We start from the raw sequence: 14,717 nt of genomic DNA on the forward strand, positions 1-14,717 counted from the left end.
GATGATCGTCTTGGCCTTGTAAGCCTCGAGAATCGGCATGCCGGCAATCGGCGACTGCGGGTCGTTCTTCGCCGCGGGGTTGACCACGTCGTTGGCGCCCAGCACCAGCACCACGTCCGTCTGGCCGAACTCGCCGTTGATTTCGTCCATTTCGAGCACCTGGTCGTATGGCACTTCGGCTTCGGCGAGCAGCACGTTCATGTGCCCCGGCATGCGACCGGCGACCGGATGGATCGCGTAGCGCACGCTCACGCCCTTCTCCACGAGCTTGTCGGTCAGCTCCTTGAGCGCATGCTGCGCGCGCGCCACGGCCAGGCCGTAGCCCGGCACGATCACCAGCGATTCGGCGTTGCTCATGAGGAAGGCCGCGTCGTCGGGCGAGCCGGACTTCACCGGCCGCTGTTGCTGCGCATCGGCCGCGCCGCCGGCGCCCGCCTGCGCGCCGAAGCCGCCCAGAATCACGTTGAAGAACGAGCGGTTCATCGCACGGCACATGATGTACGACAGGATCGCGCCGGACGAGCCGACGAGCGAACCGGCGATGATCAGCATCGGGTTGTTCAGCGAGAAGCCAATGCCGGCCGCCGCCCACCCCGAGTACGAGTTGAGCATCGACACGACGACCGGCATGTCCGCGCCGCCGATCGGGATGATGATCAGCACGCCCAGCACGAAGGCGATGGCCGTCATCAGGATGAACGGCAGCCAGCTCTGCGACAGGAAGAAGATGACGCCGAAGCCGAGCATCGCGATGGCGAGCAGCAGGTTGACGGTGTGCTGGCCGGTGTAGACGACCGGCGCGCCCTGGAACAGCCGGAACTTGTACTTGCCCGAGAGCTTGCCGAACGCGATGACCGAGCCCGAGAACGTGATCGCACCGACGAACGTGCCGATGAAGAGCTCGATGCGGTTGCCCGCGGGCAGCGACGTCTCGCCGGCCGGCACGATGCCGAAGGCGGCCGGCTCGGCGACTGCCGCCACGGCGATGCACACCGCCGCCAGGCCGATCAGCGAGTGCATGGCGGCCACGAGTTCCGGCATCTTGGTCATCTCGACCTTGCGCGCGACATACGCGCCGATACCGCCGCCGAGGACCAGCCCCGCGAGAATCAGGCCGAGGCCCGAGTAGCCGCCGCCGGAGAGCCTGCGCAGCTCGAAGATCAGCGCCACGGTCGTGAACGCGGCGATCGTCATGCCGATCATGCCGAACGCGTTGCCGCGTCGCGCCATCTTCGGGTTCGACAGGCCCTTGAGCGCCTGGATGAAACAGATCGACGCGACCAGATACAGCAGCGTCACAAGATTCATGCTCATGTCAGTGCGCTCCCTTCGTCGCGTCGTCGTTTGCCGCCCTGGCCGGCGACTTGTCTTTCTTCTTGAACATCTCCAGCATGCGCTGCGTGACGAGGAAGCCCCCGAACACGTTCACGGCCGCGAGCGCCACGGCCACCACGCCCATCGTCTTGCCGAGCCCGCCTTCGGTGAGGCCGGCCGCGAGCATCGCCCCGACGATCACGATCGCCGAGATGGCGTTGGTTACCGCCATGAGCGGCGTGTGCAGCGCGGGCGTGACGTTCCACACCACGTGATAGCCGACGTACACCGCCAGCACGAAGATGATCAGGTTGATCACCGTGTGATTGATCAATTCCATTTGCGTCCCCCCTCCTTATGCGGCGCGCAGCACCTGACCGTCGCGGCACATCAGGCACGCCGCGACAATGTCGTCGTTGGTATCGATGACGAGCTTGCCTTCCTTGTCGATGATCAGCTTGAGGAAGTCGAGCACGTTGCGCGCGTAGAGCGCCGACGCGTCGGCCGCCACCATGCCGGCCAGATTCGTGTAGCCGGCGATCGTCACGCCGTGCACCTTCACGACTTCGTCGGCCACCGACAGCGGGCAGTTGCCGCCGCGCGTGCCGTTGTGCTCGGCACCGCGCCCGGCCGCCAGATCGACGATCACCGAGCCGGGCTTCATCGCCTTGACGGTGTCCTCGGCGATGAGCGTGGGCGCCGGGCGTCCGGGAATGAGCGCCGTCGAGATGACGATGTCGGCCTGCGTGAGCCGCGTGTGCACGAGCTGCGCCTGGCGCGCGAGCCAGGCGGCGGGCATGGGGCGGGCGTAGCCGCCGACGCCCTGCGCGATCTCGCGCTCTTCGTCGGTTTCGAAGGGAACGTCGATGAACTTGGCGCCGAGCGACTCGATCTGCTCGCGCACGGCCGGGCGCACGTCGGACGCCTCGATCACGGCGCCCAGCCGCTTGGCTGTCGCAATGGCCTGCAGCCCGGCCACGCCGGCGCCGAGCACCACCAGACGCGCGGCCTTGACCGTGCCGGCGGCCGTCATGAGCATCGGCATGAAGCGCTGGTAGAGGTTCGCGGCGAGCATCACCGCCTTGTAGCCCGCGATATTGGCCTGCGAGGACAACACGTCCATGCTCTGCGCACGCGTGGTGCGCGGTGCGGCTTCGAGCGCAAACGCGGTAATCCCGGCGGCGGCCATGCGGGCGTTGTTCTGCGCGTCGAACGGGTTGAGCATGCCGACCACGACCGTGCCGCGCGGGATCTGCGCGATCTCCGCTACCGACGGCGCCCGCACCTTGAGCACCAGTTCGGCGCCCAGGGCGTCGGCCGCGCTGCCGCTCGACGCGCCCGCGGCAACATACGCCGCGTCGGGCACGCTCGCCGCCTCGCCCGCACCATGCTCGACGGTGACGCGATGCCCTGCGCTCACCAGCTTCTTCACCGTTTCCGGTGTGGCCGCGACGCGGGTTTCGCCGGCGACCGTCTCCTTTGGAATGCCAATATGCATAGTTATTGTCTCGGGGTCTGAGCCCCTGTGGTGTTGTAAAACTCAGGCCAGCGCGGCTCGCGGCGGCTGCATCGAACGGCCTTCATTGGCGGCTTCGAAACAGCGCACCTTCGTGCAGTGAATCAGATCGCACAGGAATTCCGGCTCGTAGGCGCGCAGCAGGTGCGGCTGATGACCGTCGAGGTAAGCGCCGATCAGCGTCAGCTCGGCCATGCGCAACGCCTGCGCCGAAGCGCCTTCGAGATACGCCAGCGGCAAATCCTGATTGCCCGTGAGGTGCAGCAAACGGGTGTACGTCGAGTGATCCCAATACCAGTCGAGACCCAGTTCGACAAATGCGTTGTTGAACGCATGCAGATGGGCGTTGGCAACCGGTGCCAGGGCGGCGGGTTTGATATGCGTTTCGATGACAGACATGATGGCGCTCTCCCAAAACAGTGATCGTCTCCAGAACACGTTGCCCCGCGCTCGCTGGGTTTGGCCTTCGCCACCCCCTTGCTGTCACATCACGTTCTCGCGGGCTGCCATTGCAGATTACGCAGCCCAATCCATAAAAGACAGTTAAAGTTAATTATGCAAATCATCTACGATTACTTATACTTCCCCAGGCACGCACCGCTGGCGGTCCGCGTTGCGCCGCACGCGCCTCGCAACTCTTGAACCCTTATCCCTCTCTGGTCCCCGTCGCATGAAACACGCCACGCTCCGCCAGTTGAAAGTTTTCGAATCGGTGGCGCGCCACCTGAGCTTCTCGCGCGCCGCCGAAGAACTGCACCTCACCCAACCGGCCGTCTCGACGCAGGTCAAGCAGCTCGAGACACACGCCGGACTTCCGCTCTTCGAGCAACTCGGCAAGAAGATCTTCCTTACGCCGGCGGGCACCGAAATGCTCCACTACAGCCGCGCGATCATTGCGCTCTTTCGCGAGACCGAAGAGGCGATGGACCACCTCAAGGGCATTACCGGCGGCAAGCTCAACGTGGCCGTGATCAGCGCGGGCGACTACTTCTTCCCGCGCCTGCTCGCGGCGTTCACCGCGCGGCATCCCGGCGTCACGCTCAACCTCACCGTGCACAACCGCGAGGAACTGCTGCATCAGCTCACCGAGAACCTCACCGACCTGGCCGTCATGGTGCGTCCGCCCCACGAAGTCGACACGATCAACGAGGCGTTCGCGCCGCACCCATACGTCATCGTCGCGCCCCCCGACCATCCGCTCGCCGGCGAGCGGCATATCCCGTTTTCGCGGCTCACGCAGGAGCCGTTCATCAGCCGGGAGCGCGGCTCCGACACCTGGAACTCGCTGCAGGACGCTTTCGGCCATCGCACCCAGCAACTGAAGATCGCGATGGAGATCTCGAGCACGGAGACCATCAAGCAAGCCGTGATCGCGGGCATGGGTATCAGCTTCCTGTCGGCGCACACGGTCGGCATGGAACTGCGCACGGGCGAACTGGCGGTGCTCGACGTGCAAGGCTTTCCAGCCTGGCAAAGCTGGTACGTCGTGCATCGGCGCAGCAAGCGCCTGCCGCCGGTCGCGCTCGCGTTCCGGGAGTTCCTGCTCGCCGAAGGCGCCGCGCTGATCGACGGCATGATGGCTTACAAGAGTCCCGTGCCGCCGCCGGCGCCGTGAACGACGTTGCCGGCCCGCCGGGCTCAGTCCCAAGGCAGACCGCGCCATACCACGCAATACTGCGCAATACCACGCAATACCACGCACGTCGTGCGCCGCCTGCCGAATGAAAAAGGGCGATCGACTCAGGCCATTGCCACCCCGGCCGACCACCGTGAAATCGCTTGCGCTGTTGCCGCCCCCCATGCCCGGCGTGCCCGGCTGTCTCCGGCGGCGACCTCAGCCGCCCATGCGGTTGGCGAGCGTGCCCAGTCCGTCGATGCTCACCTCCACCAGCGCGCCTTCCTTCATCGAACCCACGCCGATGGACGTGCCCACGGCGATCACGTCGCCGGGCAACAGCGTCATGTCCTGCGAGATCCGGGCAACGAGTTGCCACGGGTTGAAGATCATGTCGGCGAGCGGGTAGCGCTGACGCTCGACGCCGTCCAGACGCGTGACGAGCTCGGCTTCGCGCCAGTCGAAGTCCTGCGCGATGACCGGCCCGAGGCAGCCGAACGTGTCGAAGCCCTTGGCGCGCGTCCACTGTGCGAAGTTGCCGTCCTGCTCGATGATCTCAACGGCGCTCACGTCGTTGACCAGCGTGTACCCGAGGATGTAGTCGCGCGCGGCTTGCTCGCTGACGTTGCTCGCCTGCTTGCCGATGACCACGCCGAGTTCGCCCTCGAAGACGATCTTTCCCGCATACGACGCGGGACGGCGAATCACCGCGTCGGGCCCGGCGAGCGAGGTGGCGGGCTTGATGAGAAACAGCGGGTGCGAGGGCGCGGCCTTGCCGAGCTTCGCGCCGAGCGCGTGATAGTTGTTCCAGAGCGCCACGATTTTCGTGGGCTCGCACGGGCACAGGAGATCGACCGCGTCGCGTGCCACGGTCGCGCCCGTCGGCACCGGCTGATCGTAGAGATTGCCGCGGTGTTCGGCGATCTGATCGCCCTGCAGCAGGCCAAAGCCGATGCGCCCATGCGCGGTCTTGAAGCGAGTCCAGAGTTTCATGCGTTTGCCATTCCGGTGACGGCCCGGTGGCGCGGCAACGTCTGCCGTGCGCGCGCCGGGCGCGGTGTCTTGATTCCATTGGGCGCGGCTCAGACCGCGCCGACTTCGCGCAACGCGGCGATCTGCTGCGGGCTGTAGCCGAACTCCGCCAGCACGTCTTCCGTATGTTCGCCGAGCAGCGGTGAGCGCTCCACGTGCGTGGGGCTGTCGGACAGTTTGATCGGGTTGCCCACGGTGAGGTATTTGCCGCGCTGCGGGTGATCGACCTCGACGATGGTGCCGGTCTCGCGCAACGACATGTCCTCGGCGATCTCCTTCATCGACAGGATCGGACCGCACGGAATGTCGTACTGGTTGAGGATCGCCATGACTTCGAACTTGGTCTTCGTCATGGTCCATTGCTCGATCGTGTCGAAGATCTCGCGCAGGCGCGGCAAGCGCGCACGCGGCGTGGCGTAATCCGGATGCTCGACCCACTCGGGCTTGCCGATCACCTTGCAGATCGAGCCCCACACGGGCGCCTGCGTGATGAAGTAGATGTAGGCGTTGGGGTCGGTCTCCCAGCCGCGACACTTGAGGATCCAGCCGGGTTGTCCGCCGCCCGATGCATTGCCCGCTCGCGGCACCGCGTCGCCGAACGTGCCGTTCGGGTACTGCGGGTATTCTTCCATCACGCGAGTGCGCTCCAGACGCTGCTGATCGCGCAGCTTCACGCGGCACAGGTTCAGCACGCCGTCCTGCATGGCCGTCAGCACGCGCTGGCCCTTGCCGGTCATCGTTCGCTGATAGAGCGCCGTGACGATGCCCAGCGCCAGGTGCAGTCCCGTGCCGGAATCGCCGATCTGCGCGCCGGTCACCATGGGCGGGCCGTCGTCGAAGCCAGTGGTCGACGCCGCACCGCCCACGCACTGCGCCACGTTTTCGTAGACCTTGCAGTCCTGGTACGGGCCGGGGCCGAAGCCTTTGACCGACGCCACGATCATGCGCGGGTTGAGCGAGTGGATGTGCTCCCAGGTGAAGCCCATGCGGTCGAGCGCACCCGGCGCGAAGTTCTCCACCAGCACGTCGCAATCGCGAATCATTCGCTCGAGCACCGCCTTGCCTTCCGGGTGCTTCGTATCGAGCGTGATCGAACGCTTGTTACTGTTGAGCATCGTGAAGTACAGGCTGTCCGCATCGGGAATGTCGCGCAGCTGCTCGCGGGTGACGTCGCCGTGCCCCGCCCGCTCGATCTTGATCACGTCGGCGCCGAACCATGCCAGCAATTGCGTACACGTCGGGCCGGACTGGACGTGCGTGAAATCGAGAATGCGAACACCTTCGAGTGCTTTACCCATGGTCGTCTCCGCTCAGCAAAGGGTTGCGGCCGCGGCGGCCGGCACACGGATCGAAACACGGATCGAAAGTCGGACGGGATGCGCGGCGCACGCACGCATGGCGTGCGGCTGACCCGCAGGGCTGGCTTCGCGCCGGATGCTGGCGACGATCATCATGGTTTGTCTCCTCCTGATGCGACGGCGTTTATGTAATGGGTATGCAAGACAAGCAAATGGGGTGATGCCGGTTCAGCGAGAGCCGTCGCCGCACTTCAGGCGCCGTCGCGATCGCTGACGCATTCTTGTGATATACGGTATTTCATACACGATATTTTATCAACGGCTTTTTATTGCCGGTGATCCCTGCCGTCGCGCGGCATGAAGAGTCCCGACATCCCGGGAAGCCTTTGTCCGACAAGGCATTCGCAGTGCAACACGCGAATCCGACAGCGTTTTGACCTCGTTTCACCTAGGGGTTAACAGGGGGTAACAGGGGTTAACAGGGGGTGACAGGAAGCACGGGGAGTAGAGGGAAGTAGCAGGGATTAACAGCAGTTAAGAGGCATGTCCGGGAGCGGGAGAGCGCATGGTTCCTTTCCCAGGACGGTGGTAATTGTCTTTAAATATATTGAATACAAAATATTCAAAGACGCAGCCACACCACGTCACAATAAAAAAGCACCGAAATGCAATGCGCTTCCCTGCGGGAAGACGCGGCATTTCGGTGCTGGGCCGTGGCTGTGTCGTCGCAGGCCCGCGGCTCTCGCGCCGGCCTCGCGAACGTCAGATGCGCCGCACGAGCGTGATGGGCGACACCGTGCGCTCAGCCGGCCGTGGCGGCGAGCTTGGCTTCGAGCTCGTTCAGGCGCTTGCGCAATTGCCGGTCTTCCTGGAAGCGCGCGGTCTCGTCGCGAATCACGGCCACGATGCCGGTCACTTCGCCGGCCGCGCCGTGCAGCAACGCTACGGTAAACGCGATCGACATGGCGCGGCCGTCCTTGTGCGTGGCCGGCACCTTGAGCAGATCGCTGCCGTACTTCGTCTGCCCCGTGGCCATGGTCTTCGCATAACCCTCGTTGTGACGCGCGCGCAGTCGCTCGGGAATGATGATGTCCAACGGCTGACCGAGCGCCTCTTCGCTCGAGAAACCGAACATCTTCTCGGCGCCCGAATTCCACAGCGTGATGATGTTGTTCGGGTCGGCAACGACGATGGCGTCGCCCACGACCTGCACCAACTGATTGACGTCGACGGATGCGCTCATGATGTCTCCAGGACAATAGTGGGGAATGCGATTGGCATGCCGGCCCATTATCGTTCACTCGGACCGGCAAATATGCCAATAAAGTACATCAATTAACGGGCAACGCGGCCCCGAAAACAAAAACGGGCGCGTACTCCACATGGAGCCCGCACCCGCGAACACCGGACGTGCCGCACCCGCATCGCCGCCCCGGCAGGGTGACGATGCGTCGGGTGCGTACCCGCCCTTGCTGCTCAGACCGGACTCAGACTGCGCGCGATGCGTGCAGGCTGGCGATCTGCTCCTTGTTGTACCCCAGCTCGGACAGGATCTCGTCGGTGTGCTCGCCCAGCAGCGGCGAGCCCGTGATTTCCGGCTTGAGGTTCGAGAACTTGATCGGGCTGCCCACCGTCAGGTACGAGCCGCGCTGCTTGTGCGGCACTTCCACGATCGTGCCCGACGCGCGCAGCGACGGGTCATTCGCGATTTCCTTCATGGACAGCACCGGCGCGCACGGGATGTCGTACTTGCGCAGGATGTCGACCGCCTCGAACTTCGTCTTGTCGGCCAGCCACTCTTCGATGGTCGCGAAGATATCGAAGATGTGCGGTTGGCGGGCTTGCGGCGTGGCGTAGTTGGGATCGTCGATCCACTCCGGCTTGCCCAGCGCGCGGCAGATCGGCTCCCAGGCGTGGCCCTGGATCGTGAAGTAGATGTAAGCGTTCGGGTCGGTTTCCCAGCCCTTGCACTTGAGCACCCAGCCCGGCTGACCGCCGCCGCCCGCGTTGCCGCCGCGCGGCACCACGTCGGTGAACTCGCCATGCGGGTACTGCGGATACTCTTCCAGGTAGCCGACGCGCTCCAGACGCTGCTGGTCGCGCAGCTTCACGCGGCACAGGTTGATGACCGAGTCCTGCATCGAGACGGCCACCTTCTGACCACGGCCCGTCTGGCCGCGGCCGATGAGCGCCGTCAGAATGCCGATCGCCAGGTGCATGCCGGTGTTGCTGTCGCCCAATGCAGCGGCCGACACCGTGGGAGGACCGTCCCAGAAGCCGGTCGTCGACGCGGCGCCGCCGGCGCACTGCGCCACGTTCTCGTACACCTTCAGGTCATCGTAGTGGTGACCGTCCGAGAAGCCCTTGACCGAGGCCACGATCAGCTTCGGATTGAGCTCGCTCAGGCGCTCCCAAGTAAAGCCCATGCGATCCAGCGCGCCCGGGGCGAAGTTCTCGACGAGCACGTCCGACTCCTTCACCAGCTTCTCGAGCACTTCCTTGCCTTCCGGCGTTTTCGTATCGAGCGTCAGTGAGCGCTTGTTGCTGTTGAGCATCGTGAAGTACAAGGCATCGGCGTCGGGAATGTCGCGCAGCTGGTTGCGCGTGACGTCGCCCGAACCCGGGCGTTCCACCTTGATCACGTCCGCACCGAACCATGCCAGCAGCTGAGTACAGGCGGGGCCCGCTTGCACGTGCGTGAAGTCGATGATCTTGATGCCTTCCAAAGGTTTGCTCATGTCGTGTCTCCTTGATTGACTCGAATTACTTTTTCATCGCCGCGCTTTGCGGATTCAGATTCGTCAGACGACCGCTTTCGGTACCCGCCGATTCGTCGATGACCGCGTTGATCAGGGCCGGCTTGCCGGCTGCGATGGATTCCTCCAGCGCCTTGGTGAGCTCGGCCGGCGTGGTGACGTTGTATCCAATGCCGCCGAACGCCTCGATCATCTTGTCGTAGCGCGCGCCCTTCACGAACACGGTCGGCGCCACGTCCTTGCCGCCCGTCGGGTTCACGTCGGTGCCGCGATACACGCCGTTGTTGTTGAAGATCACGGTGGTGACCGGCAGCTCGTAGCGGCAGATGGTTTCGAGTTCCATGCCGCTGAAGCCGAACGCGCTGTCGCCCTCGATAGCCACCACCGGCTTGCCGCTCGTCACGGCCGCGCCGATGGCGAAGCCCATGCCGATACCCATCACGCCCCACGTACCCGAGTCGAAGCGCTTGCGCGGCTGGTACTGGTCGATGATGCTGCGCGCATAGTCGAGCGTGTTCGCGCCTTCGTTCACCAGGTTGATGTCGGGATACTTCTTGAGCACGTCGCGAATGGCGCCGAGTGCGCTGTGGAAGTTCATCGGCGACGGATTCTGCGCGAGCGTGGCGGCCATCTTCGCCAGATTCTTGCTCTTGCGCTCGGCGATCGCGCCGGTCCACTCCGCCGAGGGCTTGACCCACTTGGCGTCGACGCCGGCGAGCAGCGCCGAGACGCACGAACCGATGTCACCGATCACCGGTGCGGCGATCGGCACGTTGCTGTCGATTTCCGTCGGCGAGATGTCGATCTGCACGAACTTCTTCGGCGCCGAGCCCCAGGTCTTGCCCTTGCCGTGCGCGAGCAGCCAGTTCAGGCGTGCGCCGATGAGCACGACCACGTCGGCTTCCTGCAGCACGAACGAGCGCGCGGCAGCGGCCGATTGCTCATGCGTGTCGGGCAGCAGGCCCTTGGCCATCGACATGGGCAGATACGGAATGCCGGTCTTCTCGATGAATGCGCGGATGTCGGCGTCGGCCTGCGCGTATGCCGCGCCCTTGCCGAGCAGCACGAGCGGACGCTTCGCACCCTTGATGACTTCGAGCGCGCGCTGCACGGCGTCCGGCGCCGGGATCTGGCGCGGTGCGGCGTCGATCACACGGATGAGCGAGTCCTTGCCCTTCTTCGCGTCGATGGTCTGGGCCAGCAGCTTGGCCGGCAGGTCCAGATAGACGCCGCCCGGACGGCCCGACACGGCTGCGCGAATGGCGCGGGCCACGCCCACGCCGATATCCTCGGCGTGCAGCACGCGATAGGCGGCCTTGCAATACGGCTTGGCCGCATTGAGCTGGTCCATTTCTTCGTAGTCGCCCTGCTGCAGGTCGACGATTTCGCGCTCGCTCGAACCGCTGATGAGGATCATCGGGAAGCAGTTGGTCGTGGCGTTGGCGAGTGCGGTCAAGCCATTGAGAAAGCCCGGTGCGGACACGGTCAGGCAGATGCCGGGCTTCTGGGTCATGTAGCCGGCAATCGCTGCGGCGTTGCCGGCGTGTTGTTCGTGGCGAAAGCCGATGAAACGCATGCCTTCGGCTTGCGCGAGACGGGCCAGGTCCGTGATGGGGATCCCCACCAGACCGAAGATGGTGTCGATGTCGTTCGCTTTCAGGGCATCGATGACCAGATGAAATCCATCCGTCGTTTCTGCCTCGGACACGATGTTCGCGTGTCGGCTGCTGTCTTTGAGCGTATCGCCCGCGGTGTCGTTTTCCGCCTTGCCGACTGGCACGGTCATCGCAATGGACATAATTCTCTCCTCCAATTTTTCCGGTTTCAGTGTTGCGTCGTCTTGTCTGACGATTAGTGGGTTGGTCCCGTACTGCTTCTCTACTTGCTCACCCGGGCGTGCAACCGGCCCCGCGGGGCGCGGATTGCACGCCGGTCAAACATTTCTAATCAAGCCAGCCAGTCTGCTCTTGCATGTTGCGAAGTTCGCCTTACGTGGTGCTGCGGGTCAGGTCCGCAGGCTTCACGATCGGCTCGGATTCCGCCTTGTAGTCGCTCGCGTAACGCTGCGCCAGGCGGGCACGCATCGGCTTGAGGACGAACAGGGCAAGGAAGGCGGCGAAAGCGTTCATGGCGCAAGCGATCATGAACACGGCTTGCCAGCTACCCGTCGACGAGGTGATCACGCTCGAGAAAGGCACCAGCAGCGCGGCCGTCCCCTTCGCGGTGTAGAGCATCCCCGCGTTGGTCGCGGCGTACTTCGAGCCGTAGGTGTCGGCGCAGGTCGCCGGGAACAGGCTGTAGATCTCGCCCCAGGCGAAGAACACCAGGCCGGTCAGGATCACGAAGGCCACCGGGTGCTGACCGAACTTGGCCAGCGCGTAGATTCCCGCGGCTTCCATCGCAAAAGCGATGAACATCGTGTTCTCCCGCCCGATCTTGTCCGAGATCCAGCCGAACACCGGACGCGTCACCCCGTTGAGCACGCGGTCGATGGCCAGTGCGAAGGTGAGCGCGGGCAACGTCAAGCCGAGGATCGAGACCGGCGCCTGATCGAGGCCGTAGTCCTTGGCGATCGGGCCGAGTTGGGCTGTCGCCATCAGACCGCCGGCGGCCATGAGCACGAACATCAGGTACATCAGCCAGAACACCGGGGAGCGCATGACTTCCGTCGGCTTGGCGTTGTAGCGCATCGCGCCCGGGGCCAGCTTCTTGAGCGCCTCGATCGAGGCCGGCGGGTTGGCCAGCGCCAGACCCAGCACCAGCACGATGATCCCCTGGCCCAGACCGAAGGTCAGGAAGGTGTTCTCGTAGCCGCTCGACTTGATCATGTTGGCGATGGGCACCACGGTCAGCGCCGACCCGGCGCCGAAACCGGCGGCGGTGAGGCCCGCGGCAAGACCGCGGCGATCCGGGAACCACTTCAGCGCGTTGCCCACGCAGGTGCCATACACGGCGCCGGCGCCGATACCGCCCACGGCCGCTGCGAAATACAGCATCGGCAGCGACGAGGCAAAGGAGTTGAGCACCCATGCCACACCGCACAGCAGCCCGCCGCCGACCACCACCGGGCGCGGGCCGAACTTGTCGACCAGATACCCTTCGATCGGCACCAGCCAGGTCTCGGTCACGACGAAAATCGTGAACGCGACCTGAATTGCGGTACGGCCCCAGTGATACTTCTCATCGATCGGGTTGACGAACAGCGTCCACCCGTACTGCAGGTTGGCGATCATCGCCATGCAAATCACGCCGAACACGAGCTGAACCCAAGGGCTCGCGAACACGGATTGCTTACCGTGTTGATTAGTCGTCTCCACTATGTACCTCCTCCATCGGTTCTCAGTTGTTTGGCAGCTTCACAACAACAACACCTTCCGGATGGGGTCTACGCCCCCTGGGTATGCTTTACGAGGTCATTGCCTCGTCGACTTGTTCTCTGATGCTCACGGGATACGGCGCCTCCCGTAAATATACCGAACGAAATATACGATATATCAGATATAAGTCAACACTAATTTATTGCTTTCCTCGTTTCTCACCTCGCGTGCCACAGTCGTTTTCGTCCATTGCAGCGAAAGCGACCACGGCACGCGAGGCACTGTCCTAAGTGGCGGCTAGATACAGTAACGCCACTGTAGGCCTGAGCGGCGCAACAACGCAATGCGAAAACACTAAGGAGTTAACCTGATCCGCAAAGCTTGCCGGATAAGGCGCGCAGGCCTTTTAGATAGGGCTCCTTGAAATTTTTTGAAACGGGCACAAGACGATATTTATGTGAATTGCACTCACAAAAAGCCCGATTCCCCCACCCGCTTTCGTGGCTGTAACACACCGTAATAATTCACTCGCGGGCGTGCGTTACGGGGTTTTCACCACGGTTTGTCATGGCGGTCGGGCTCACACATCCGTGGCCCGCTTCATCCCCGCTGTGCGGGGAAACCATGACGGCATCCGGTCCTGGAATGCTTGGCGTGGGATAGGTTGTGATATACGATATACAACATTTGGTATTAGAAGAATAAATAACGATCCGGGTTTCGATTGACCATTGGAGGGAGAGACTTCATGAAGATTTGCATCTATGGCGCTGGGGCCATCGGTGGCTATCTCGGCGTGCAGCTTGCGCGCGCCGGGGCCGATGTCAGTCTGGTGGCGCGCGGCCCGCACCTTGCCGCCATGCGCGAGAACGGACTCAAGCTGCTCATCGACGGCGAGGAACGCGTGGCGCAACTGCGCTGCACGGACGACCCGCGCGAGCTCGGCCCGCAAGACTACGTGATCATTGCGCTCAAGGCGCACTCGGTGCCATCGGTGCTCGACGCGATGCAGCCGCTGCTCGGCCCGGACACCGCGGTCGTCACTGCCGTGAACGGCATCCCCTACTGGTACTTCTACAAGCACGGCGGCGCACTCGAAGGCAGCACGCTCGAGAGCATCGATCCGAATGGCCGCCAGTGGCGCGAACTCGGTCCCGAGCGCGCTATCGGCTGCGTGGTCTACCCGGCCACCGAGGTCGTGGCGCCTGGCGTGATCCAACACGTCTACGGCAACAAGTTCCCGCTCGGCGAAGCCAGCGGCGAGCGCACGGAGCGCGTGGAAAAACTCTCGAAGCTCATGATCGAAGGCGGGCTCGACGCGCCGATTCGCGAGAATATCCGCGACGAGATCTGGCTCAAGCTCTGGGGCAACCTCTGCTTCAACCCGATCTCGGCGCTCACGCACGGCACGCTCGACATCATCGCGAGCGATCCGGGCACGCGGGCCGTCGCGCGCGCCATGATGCTCGAGGCCAAGGCGATCGGCGACAAGTTCGGGGTGCACTTCCGCGTGGATGTCGAGCGTCGCATCAACGGCGCTGGCGCCGTGGGCGCCCACAAGACGTCGATGCTGCAGGATCTCGAGCGCGGCCGCGCCATGGAAATCGACCCGCTCGTCACGGTCGTGCAGGAAATGGGGCGCCTTGCCAACGTGCCGACCCCCACGCTCGATGTCGTTCTCGCGCTCGTCAAGCAGCGCGAATTCATGACGCAGCCCGAAGCCGTCGCCGCCGCCCAGGCACGGCTCGCGAAAGCGGCATAACGACATCAGCGCGGCGCGACGGGCGTCCAACGCCCCGAGCATCACCAGCGTCGCGAGCATCGCAGGCGTCACCGGCATCACGAAGCGCCATCACGAGGCGCCATCAT

General features: G+C 64.0%; 13 protein-coding genes. 2 read left to right on the forward strand and 11 right to left on the reverse strand.

The features are described 5' to 3' along the window. From CDN36_RS20815 to CDN36_RS20830, 4 genes are all read right to left on the reverse strand, one after another. On the reverse strand, positions 1-1,314 hold a 1,314-nt coding region (locus tag CDN36_RS20815), incomplete at its 3' end, for an NAD(P)(+) transhydrogenase (Re/Si-specific) subunit beta (protein WP_287497765.1). Position 1,315: 1 nt separating this feature from the next. Beyond that, entirely contained in the window at positions 1,316-1,654 is a 339-nt protein-coding gene (locus tag CDN36_RS20820) for an NAD(P) transhydrogenase subunit alpha part 2 (RefSeq protein WP_206111096.1), read from the reverse strand. Between the two features lie 15 nt (positions 1,655-1,669). Next, the gene (locus CDN36_RS20825) at positions 1,670-2,812 is read right to left on the reverse strand and encodes a Re/Si-specific NAD(P)(+) transhydrogenase subunit alpha (RefSeq protein ID WP_287497766.1); all 1,143 of its coding nucleotides are present in this window, start codon (positions 2,810-2,812) and stop codon (positions 1,670-1,672) included. Between the two features lie 42 nt (positions 2,813-2,854). Beyond that, positions 2,855-3,229, reverse strand: a complete 375-nt coding sequence (locus CDN36_RS20830) for an HAD family hydrolase (protein WP_150557275.1) — start codon at positions 3,227-3,229, stop codon at positions 2,855-2,857. A gap of 271 nt (positions 3,230-3,500) precedes the next feature. Here CDN36_RS20830 and CDN36_RS20835 point away from each other — a divergent pair, with 271 nt between their 5' ends. After that, the gene (locus CDN36_RS20835; RefSeq protein WP_150557276.1) at positions 3,501-4,445 is read left to right on the forward strand and encodes a LysR family transcriptional regulator; all 945 of its coding nucleotides are present in this window, start codon (positions 3,501-3,503) and stop codon (positions 4,443-4,445) included. A gap of 219 nt (positions 4,446-4,664) precedes the next feature. On the opposite strand, the gene CDN36_RS20840 is transcribed toward CDN36_RS20835, so the two are convergent. The 7 genes from CDN36_RS20840 to oxlT form a co-directional block, all read right to left on the reverse strand. Further along, positions 4,665-5,438, reverse strand: a complete 774-nt coding sequence (locus tag CDN36_RS20840) for a fumarylacetoacetate hydrolase family protein (protein WP_150557277.1) — start codon at positions 5,436-5,438, stop codon at positions 4,665-4,667. 89 nt (positions 5,439-5,527) lie between these two features. Next, entirely contained in the window at positions 5,528-6,775 is a 1,248-nt protein-coding gene (gene frc, locus CDN36_RS20845) for a formyl-CoA transferase (RefSeq protein ID WP_150557278.1), read from the reverse strand. Between the two features lie 12 nt (positions 6,776-6,787). Further along, the gene (locus tag CDN36_RS20850) at positions 6,788-6,931 is read right to left on the reverse strand and encodes a hypothetical protein (RefSeq protein ID WP_287497767.1); all 144 of its coding nucleotides are present in this window, start codon (positions 6,929-6,931) and stop codon (positions 6,788-6,790) included. A gap of 646 nt (positions 6,932-7,577) precedes the next feature. Then, positions 7,578-8,018, reverse strand: coding sequence for a PAS domain-containing protein (locus CDN36_RS20855; RefSeq protein ID WP_150557279.1), 441 nt, complete (start codon positions 8,016-8,018; stop codon positions 7,578-7,580). Between the two features lie 244 nt (positions 8,019-8,262). Then, complete coding sequence (gene frc / locus CDN36_RS20860) at positions 8,263-9,513, reverse strand: formyl-CoA transferase (RefSeq protein WP_150557280.1); 1,251 nt, start codon at positions 9,511-9,513, stop codon at positions 8,263-8,265. A 25-nt stretch (positions 9,514-9,538) separates the two neighbouring features. Beyond that, positions 9,539-11,329, reverse strand: coding sequence for an oxalyl-CoA decarboxylase (oxc, locus tag CDN36_RS20865; protein ID WP_287497768.1), 1,791 nt, complete (start codon positions 11,327-11,329; stop codon positions 9,539-9,541). A gap of 190 nt (positions 11,330-11,519) precedes the next feature. Further along, positions 11,520-12,770: an oxalate/formate MFS antiporter gene (gene oxlT / locus CDN36_RS20870; RefSeq protein ID WP_502920393.1), complete on the reverse strand. Its 1,251-nt coding sequence runs from the start codon at positions 12,768-12,770 to the stop codon at positions 11,520-11,522. A gap of 826 nt (positions 12,771-13,596) precedes the next feature. On the opposite strand from oxlT, the gene CDN36_RS20875 reads away from it, so the two are divergent. Continuing rightward, on the forward strand, positions 13,597-14,610 hold the full coding sequence (locus tag CDN36_RS20875) for a 2-dehydropantoate 2-reductase (protein ID WP_150557282.1): 1,014 nt from the start codon (positions 13,597-13,599) through the stop codon (positions 14,608-14,610). Positions 14,611-14,717: the final 107 nt, after the last annotated feature.

Source organism: Pandoraea sp. CB10b_02 (genome assembly GCF_002216225.1).
GTDB lineage: Bacteria > Pseudomonadota > Gammaproteobacteria > Burkholderiales > Burkholderiaceae > Pandoraea > Pandoraea nosoerga.

Coding starts and splice junctions, on each gene's coding strand:
- CDN36_RS20840 (WP_150557277.1), bottom strand. CDS start 5,438: ATGAAACTCTGGACTCGCTTCAAGACCGCGCATGGGCGCATCGGCTTT.
- oxc (WP_287497768.1), bottom strand. CDS start 11,329: ATGTCCATTGCGATGACCGTGCCAGTCGGCAAGGCGGAAAACGACACC.
- CDN36_RS20835 (WP_150557276.1), top strand. CDS start 3,501: ATGAAACACGCCACGCTCCGCCAGTTGAAAGTTTTCGAATCGGTGGCG.
- CDN36_RS20825 (WP_287497766.1), bottom strand. CDS start 2,812: ATGCATATTGGCATTCCAAAGGAGACGGTCGCCGGCGAAACCCGCGTC.
- CDN36_RS20855 (WP_150557279.1), bottom strand. CDS start 8,018: ATGAGCGCATCCGTCGACGTCAATCAGTTGGTGCAGGTCGTGGGCGAC.
- frc (WP_150557280.1), bottom strand. CDS start 9,513: ATGAGCAAACCTTTGGAAGGCATCAAGATCATCGACTTCACGCACGTG.
- oxlT (WP_502920393.1), bottom strand. CDS start 12,770: ATGGCGATGATCGCCAACCTGCAGTACGGGTGGACGCTGTTCGTCAAC.
- CDN36_RS20850 (WP_287497767.1), bottom strand. CDS start 6,931: ATGATGATCGTCGCCAGCATCCGGCGCGAAGCCAGCCCTGCGGGTCAG.
- CDN36_RS20830 (WP_150557275.1), bottom strand. CDS start 3,229: ATGTCTGTCATCGAAACGCATATCAAACCCGCCGCCCTGGCACCGGTT.
- CDN36_RS20820 (WP_206111096.1), bottom strand. CDS start 1,654: ATGGAATTGATCAATCACACGGTGATCAACCTGATCATCTTCGTGCTG.
- frc (WP_150557278.1), bottom strand. CDS start 6,775: ATGGGTAAAGCACTCGAAGGTGTTCGCATTCTCGATTTCACGCACGTC.
- CDN36_RS20875 (WP_150557282.1), top strand. CDS start 13,597: ATGAAGATTTGCATCTATGGCGCTGGGGCCATCGGTGGCTATCTCGGC.